Annotated in this window: 7 protein-coding genes and 1 other annotated feature; of the genes, 2 read left to right on the top strand and 5 right to left on the bottom strand. The window is 33.8% G+C overall.

Translation table 11 applies throughout. The annotated features are described in order from the left end of the window. Positions 1 to 422: aconitase family protein (locus EV214_RS06880; RefSeq protein WP_243116580.1), on the bottom strand; the 422-nt coding region annotated here is incomplete at its 3' end. Positions 423 to 435: 13 nt separating this feature from the next. Next, positions 436 to 1,962 carry a 2-isopropylmalate synthase gene (locus tag EV214_RS06875; RefSeq protein WP_132244069.1) on the bottom strand — a complete coding sequence of 509 codons (1,527 nt, stop codon included), beginning with the start codon at positions 1,960 to 1,962 and terminating at the stop codon, positions 436 to 438. 70 nt (positions 1,963 to 2,032) lie between these two features. After that, positions 2,033 to 2,278, bottom strand: a binding site (T-box leader). 318 nt (positions 2,279 to 2,596) lie between these two features. Between EV214_RS06875 and ilvB the strand changes: the two genes are divergently transcribed. After that, positions 2,597 to 4,207: a biosynthetic-type acetolactate synthase large subunit gene (gene ilvB / locus EV214_RS06870; protein WP_132244067.1), complete on the top strand. Its 1,611-nt coding sequence runs from the start codon at positions 2,597 to 2,599 to the stop codon at positions 4,205 to 4,207. A 12-nt stretch (positions 4,208 to 4,219) separates the two neighbouring features. Continuing rightward, positions 4,220 to 4,714 (top strand): acetolactate synthase small subunit, encoded by a 495-nt coding sequence (ilvN, locus tag EV214_RS06865; protein WP_132244065.1) that lies wholly within the window; start codon positions 4,220 to 4,222, stop codon positions 4,712 to 4,714. Positions 4,715 to 4,763: 49 nt separating this feature from the next. On the opposite strand, the gene EV214_RS06860 is transcribed toward ilvN, so the two are convergent. The 3 genes from EV214_RS06860 to EV214_RS06850 form a co-directional block, all read right to left on the bottom strand. Next, a complete protein-coding gene (locus EV214_RS06860) occupies positions 4,764 to 5,258 on the bottom strand; it encodes an AbrB family transcriptional regulator (protein WP_132244063.1) in 495 nt (164 codons plus the stop codon). Between the two features lie 91 nt (positions 5,259 to 5,349). Beyond that, positions 5,350 to 6,147, bottom strand: coding sequence for a Cof-type HAD-IIB family hydrolase (locus EV214_RS06855; RefSeq protein ID WP_132244061.1), 798 nt, complete (start codon positions 6,145 to 6,147; stop codon positions 5,350 to 5,352). Between the two features lie 156 nt (positions 6,148 to 6,303). After that, entirely contained in the window at positions 6,304 to 7,272 is a 969-nt protein-coding gene (locus tag EV214_RS06850; protein WP_132244059.1) for an ABC transporter substrate-binding protein, read from the bottom strand. Positions 7,273 to 7,281 lie beyond the last annotated feature (9 nt).

Here is a 7,281-nt window from a genome sequence, read left to right as displayed (position 1 = left end):
CTACCAATCCCTGTAGAAAATGCACCTAATGCCCCATAGGTACAAGTATGAGAATCTGCACCAATTACTACATCTCCTGCTACAACCAATCCTTTCTCAGGAAGAAGTGCATGTTCAATGCCCATTTCTCCTATTTCAAAATAGTTTTCTATATTTTTTTCATATGCAAATTCGCGAATCATTTTGCACTGCTCTGCCGCTTTTATATCCTTATTGGGTGTGAAATGATCAGGAACAATGGATACTTTCTTTTGATCAAATACTTTCTCTGCACCCATCTTTCTAAATTCCTTTACAGCTACTGGTGTTGTGATATCATTTCCTAGTACCATATCTAAATTGGCTTCAATAAATTGCCCTGCTTTTACATTTTCAAGCCCTGCATGTGCTGCTAGTATCTTTTGTGTCATCGTCATTCCCATAGTTTTCTCCTCCTTATACTTCGTTAATTCCTTCTATTTCATATATTATTTTATTGACTGCACTTATATAAGCTTTGATACTTGCTTCAACAACATCCGTACTAAGCCCCCTACCCGTATAGATTTTTTCATCATGCTTCAGTTTCAGAATAGCTTCTCCTTGTGCGTCTTTTCCTTCTGTAACAGAATGTAATCCATAATCCTCTAGCGTAATCTCTATGCCTGCAATTTTTTCAACAGCCTTGAAAGCTGCATCTACAGGTCCATCCCCTATGGATACTTCCTCTATGACTCGATCTTGATTACTTAATACTACTGTTGCAGTAGATGTAATGGTATTTCCACTGTTAATCACAAATCGCTTAAGTTTATATACTTCAGGATAAACAATAGTATTTCTTGTAACAATGGCTTCAATATCTTTATCATAAATAGATTTCTTTTTATCTGCCAATTCTTTAAACTGTTCAAAAGCTTTACTTAACTCTTCTTTTGATAACTCATATCCTAAAATTTTTAATCGATCTTCAAAAGCATGCTTTCCTGAGTGTTTTCCAAGTACCATCTTATTTTGAGAAAGCCCTATAGATTCAGGTGTCATAATTTCATAGGTAGTTCGCTCTTGTAATACCCCATGCTGATGGATGCCTGATTCATGAGCAAAAGCATTTGTTCCAACAATAGCCTTGTTCGGTTGTACCTGTACGCCTGTTATGGTACTTAAAAGTTTACTTGTCCGCACAATTTGTGTTGTATCAATATTACAGTATAAACCAAGGACATCTTTTCTTGTATGCATTGCCATAACAATCTCTTCTAATGCTGCATTTCCTGCTCTTTCTCCAATCCCATTCACTGTACACTCAAATTGGGTAGCTCCTGCCTTCTGTGCAGCCAATGTATTTGCCACCGCCATTCCCAAGTCATTATGACAGTGTACAGATATGTCTACTTTATCTAACTGAGACGATTTTTCTCTTATTGTTTTTATAAAGTGATAATATTCATCAGGTGTGGTGTATCCTACCGTATCTGGAATATTGATAACCGTTGCACCTGCTTTGATGACCTTATCAAATAGCATTGCTAAGAATTCCGGATTACTTCTTGTCGCATCTTCAGCTGAAAATTCTATATCTTCACAATATTTTTTAGCGTATTTTACTATATTTACAGCATTTTCAAGAACTTCCTCCGGCTCCATTTGTAATTTATATTTCATGTGAATAGGTGATGTGGCAATAAATGTGTGTATCCTTGGGCTCTTTGCATATTTTATAGCTTCCCACGCAGCATCTATATCCTTTGGTAACGCTCTTGCCAAACTTGCAACAGTACAATGTTTTATGTGCTTTGCAATCTCTTTTACAGAAGTGAAATCTCCAGGGGATGCAATAGCAAAACCTGCCTCAATCACATCTACCTTCAAAAGCTCTAATTGCTTTGCCATCTGAATTTTTTCTTGAAGATTCATACTGCATCCCGGTGATTGTTCTCCATCTCTTAAAGTTGTATCAAATATTTTTATTTGCTTTGCCATGTTCAATCCTCCCCAAATTTATCTATCCTATTTTTTTGTAATAAAAAACTCGTCCAAGAATAACATCTTATTCAAGGACGAGATATATTTTTCCCCGCGGTACCACCTTGAGTTGCTCTTTGTTCAATTACAAAAGCCTCTCTTTTCAAGTTCAATCAAACTCTAGCCGATAATGAGGCCACTCATTTATCTCCTACTATGATTTCAGAGAAAAAGCTTAGGAGCGAGTAACATTTTAGGACAGTATCGATTCACAGCAACCACCGACTCTCTGAAACTGCTTATAAAAAAATGTGCTCTCCATCATTGCTTTTATCATTTTACTAATTTTTAATGTATTGTCACGTATTCTATCAAAGTTTTATTTCCCTGTCAACCATTTATCGAATATTTTTTAAAAATTTTATTTTGTAAATATTCTCAGTTTGTCGTCTCCATATTTTTTTCTGAATTTTCATTAAATACATTTGACATATACACATATATTTTGTTACAATACTTAAAATCATTTTTATTAACCTATTTTCATCTTTTTACTACTAAGCAAGTCTAACTTTTTTTAAAATTTCATTGTTACAATACACAACTACAATAGATCACGGTATATGATTTTTTTATAAAGAGGAGAGATATTATGCAAGCTTCAAATGCAATCATAAAATGTTTAGAAGAAGAAAATGTAGATCTAGTTTTTGGATATCCCGGAGGGGCAATACTCCCCCTTTATGACGCTTTGAGAAAGTCCCATATAAAACATATTTTAGTTCGACATGAACAGTCATCTGCTCATAGTGCCAGTGGTTATGCAAGAGCTAGCGGTAAAACAGGAATTTGTATAGCAACCTCAGGTCCAGGCGCAACTAATTTAATTACTGGCATTGCAACTGCTTATATGGACTCTATTCCCCTTGTCATCATTACAGGTCAAGTAAAATCTACCTCTATTGGAAAAGATGTATTTCAAGAAGCTGATATTACAGGAGCTACTGAGCCTTTTACCAAACATAATTATTTAGTAAAAAATGCACAAGATCTTCCTAAAATCATAAAAGAAGCATTCTATATTGCTTCTACAGGTAGACCTGGTCCTGTACTTATTGATATTCCTGTAGATATTCAAAATGAAAATATCAACTTTGAATATCCAAAGAATGTAAATATTATAGGCTATAGACCCACTTACGAAGGACATACGGGTCAAATCAAAAGAGCTTTACAAAAATTAAAAAATAGCAAAAAACCTTTGATTTGCGTTGGTGGTGGCATTATCTGTGCAAAAGCTTCAAAAGAACTAAAGATTTTTTCAGAGAAATCAAAAATTCCTGTTGTTCACACATTAATGGGGATTGGCGCACTTCCTTCAGATTCTCCTTATTACGTAGGGATGGTGGGTTCTCATGGACACAGTTTTTCAAATAAAGTTGTTATGGATTGTGATTTACTGATGATTATTGGTACAAGAGTTGGCGATCGTGCTACTGCTGGTATGAATCTATTACATGAAAAAGAAAGTATTATTCACATTGATATCGATCCTGCTGAGGTAGGCAAAAATATTGATACCACCATTCCTATCGTTGGTGATGCAAAAATAATATTAAGTCAGTTTATAAAAAAATGTATCCCCCTTGAAACAGCTACATGGATGGAAAAAATAAATAATATGAAAGAAAATCATCAAGAAACATATGATGAAAACTATGTAAATCCAAAAGAAGCATTAAAGTTTTTATCTAATGTTGTTGACGAAGAAACCATCCTTACAGCAGATGTAGGTCAAAATCAAATATGGGCTGCACGTAACTTTGTCATAAAGGAGAATCGTAAATTTTTCACATCTGGCGGATTAGGTACCATGGGTTATAGTCTTCCAGCAGCCATCGGTGCAAAACTCGCTTCTCCTGAAAAAACGGTACTTTGCGTTGTAGGCGATGCTGGACTCCAAATGTCTTTAGGTGAATTAGGTACATTATCAGAAAATGATTTGAATATCATCATCATCCTTTTTAATAATAGTCGATTAGGTATGGTTCGAGAGCTACAAGATATGTTTTGTGGAGGGAAGTACACTGCTATTGAATTGAGTAAAAATCCTGATTTTGTGAAAATCGCAGAAGCTTATGACTTGCCTGGTGAAAGGGTAGATTCTATAAAAAGTTTTGAATCCGCTTTCCAAAGCGCTTTGAAAAGCAAAAGAGGCTATCTGCTAGAATGTATGGTTGATCCAAAATTTAGTACCTTATAGAGGGGGATGCATATGCATAGACATGTATTATCCGTATTGGTTGAAAATAATTCTGGAGTTTTGAGTAGAATCGCAGGGTTGTTCAGTCGAAGAGGATATAATATAGATAGTTTATCTGTCGGAGAAACAGAAAACAAAGAGGTTTCACGTATGACCATAACTGTCAGCGGAGACGACTATACCTTAGAGCAAATTAAAAAGCAACTCAATAAATTAATCAATGTGATTAAAGTAATAGAATTAAAGCCCGGGCAATCTGTCTATAGGGAATTAATTCTATTAAAAGTACACGCCCCTCTTAAAAACCGAGCAGCTATTATTGAAACCATCAATATATTTAGAGGAAAAATCATTGATGTATCTAGTGAAACATTATCTGTTGAACTTACTGGTGATTTCGGGAAAATTTCTGCTTTTACAGAACTTATGACCCCTTATGGCATCATTGAGCTCGTCCGTACAGGATTTACAGGTCTTCAAAGAGGAACTACACAAATTTCAGAATAAAATAGGGTGAAAAATTTCCATCCTATTTTTATTCTTTCGGAATTTTTTCTCATCGCACAAACCGTGTAAACATTTTTATAACAATCGGTAATACCATTATAACCGTAATTAGTCTCATTAAATGCAGTAGTACAACTTTAGGTGTTTGCGCACCATAGGCTTCAGAGATTAATGCCATATCCGTAAGCCCTCCTGGTGAACAGCTAAAAAGGGCAGTTACTAAATCTAATCCTGTAAGTTTAGAAATGATAAATCCTAAACCTATACTAAAAAATGTTAATCCTACTATTAATATACACGCAGGTACAATTAAATCTTTTAGTGCATGTACTGTATCCATTGTAAAGTTTAACCCAATCATACCCCCAACAACAATTTGTGCAGCTAATTTAAAATTTGAAGGTAATGTCCCTAATTCAGTACAAATATTATAAATTGCTACAGCAATCATTGCCCCTATAAAAGCCCCTGCTGGAATTTTAAATTTTATTCCAATAAATCCACCAATACTTGCTACTCCTAAAGTATAAAAAATTTTGTCCATTATTATCACCCCCTTAACCTATGTATCTTAAAAGCCTATTTATATATATCATTATTGCACGGAGGATTTCATGATTTTCTTTAAGGATCTGCTATAAAAATAGTTCTTCAAGATACTTCGCCACACCATTCTCATCATTTGTTTGAATCACTTCATGACCCACAAGTACCATCTTTAGCTTGTCTTGTGCATTTCCCATCACAAGACCTTTTCCTGCGAACTTTAACATTTCCAAATCGTTGAATCCATCCCCAAAGGCAACTACTTCATTTGGATAAATAGCATATTCCTTTAAAACCTTCTCTAATGCCATTCCTTTTGAAACCCCTTGGGACATGATTTCTAAACATTCTGGAAGAGAAAAGGCTATATTTAATTGCCCGTGAAATGCTTCTTCTATTCTCTCTTTCACCTGTACTAATTTTTCATGCTCTTCACATATAAAGAAAATCTTTGATGCCTTATAGGTTTCTAAGCTTTTAAACTCTATAATTTCATAAAAGAAACCTGATTCATTTTTAAATTGATTTGCCCATTTATTTTCTCTTTCAACAAGCCACCGATCTCCTAAATACATATTTGCATAAATATCAGAATCAAAATCCATATTTAAAATATTCTGTACAATTTCTTCATCTAGATCATAAGCAAAAACTTCTTCCCTTTTTTCATTATGCACCCTAGACCCATTTGATGTAATGAGTGTTGTATCTAATCCTAATTGTTCTCGGATATAACTTGCATCCATATGATGTCTTCCTGTTGCAATAAAAAATTTAACGCCTTTTTCAATTACCTTATGAATGATTTCTTTTGTATAATCACTTATTTTATGATCACTATTTAATAATGTTCCATCTAAATCAGAAATAACTGCTTTATATCTCATAATACACTCCTTTTCATTTATCCAATATTTTTTAATTATCTTTTATTATTTTTTATTACTTTCCAAAGTATAACGCAACTTTCATATGCAATCAATACACACGCTACATATAAATACAATAAATCCTCCTTAGAAAGATTTCCAAGGAGGATTTATTTACTTCTCTATTAAAAGCGTTTTTAGTTCTATTTTTTCTGGAATCATATCATTATCAAATAAAAAGTCTTGCGTTTTTTCTAGCTCTTTTATATCTTTTTCTGTAATCATTGGATTAAAATCATACCATGGATACATGGCTTTTACCTCTTCAACAGAAACCCCAGTTTCCTCTGCTACCATTTTAACCATTTTTTCTTCATTTTCTTCCATAATCTTCAATGCATTTTCATGAACATGCATATATTTTTCTACAAGGTCAGGATGTTCTTTTAAAAATCCCGCTCTTACTCCAATGACAATCGTAGCATCTAATAGCCCTTCTCCATTTCTAAGAATATGCGCACCACCTTCTTGAGCTTTTATAACCGCTGGTCCTGCAACTAATGCTGCATCTACATTTCCACTCATCATACTCGATACGCCATTTCCTATGTCCATTTGGATAAATTTCATATCATTAATACTTACATTTGCTTCATTTCCTGCTGCAATCAATAATTGATGCAAAATCGTTCCTTTAGGTCCTGCAATCTTCTTTCCTTTTAAATCTTTTACTGACTGAATATTTTTATCATTTGTCATAATGGTAAAACCTTTTGGTGCTCTTGAATAGATCCCAACAATCTTTAAATCCACTCCATTTACCTTTCCTATTATAGCTGAAGTACCCCCTAGCGCATTACAAAAATCCAAATCTTCTGTTGCAATAGCTTCTGTCATTTTAGAACCTTGGGTTATTTCCGGAAAATTTATTTTTATGTCACCAAACTCTTTTTCAAATAAATTTTCATTTTTTTCAATGATAGATGGTACATTTAAAGGTGCTGTAACATAGGAAATATTTATTGTTTCAACTTGACTTTGCACACTAGAAGCACTTGTCTCTTCATTTGTGCGGTTACCACAACCTGTTAATACTAATATCAAAACACAAATAACACATAAAAGCTTTATAAATTTTTTCATGTCCCTCTC

Origin of the sequence: Marinisporobacter balticus (assembly GCF_004345705.1) — a bacterium.
GTDB lineage: Bacteria > Bacillota > Clostridia > Peptostreptococcales > Thermotaleaceae > Marinisporobacter > Marinisporobacter balticus.
Note: the sequence above shows the minus strand (reverse complement) of the source record. Positions and strands in the feature narration are given on the sequence as shown.

Coding starts and splice junctions, on each gene's coding strand:
- EV214_RS06855 (WP_132244061.1), bottom strand. CDS start 6,147: ATGAGATATAAAGCAGTTATTTCTGATTTAGATGGAACATTATTAAAT.
- EV214_RS06875 (WP_132244069.1), bottom strand. CDS start 1,962: ATGGCAAAGCAAATAAAAATATTTGATACAACTTTAAGAGATGGAGAA.
- ilvB (WP_132244067.1), top strand. CDS start 2,597: ATGCAAGCTTCAAATGCAATCATAAAATGTTTAGAAGAAGAAAATGTA.
- ilvN (WP_132244065.1), top strand. CDS start 4,220: ATGCATAGACATGTATTATCCGTATTGGTTGAAAATAATTCTGGAGTT.
- EV214_RS06850 (WP_132244059.1), bottom strand. CDS start 7,272: ATGAAAAAATTTATAAAGCTTTTATGTGTTATTTGTGTTTTGATATTA.
- EV214_RS06860 (WP_132244063.1), bottom strand. CDS start 5,258: ATGGACAAAATTTTTTATACTTTAGGAGTAGCAAGTATTGGTGGATTT.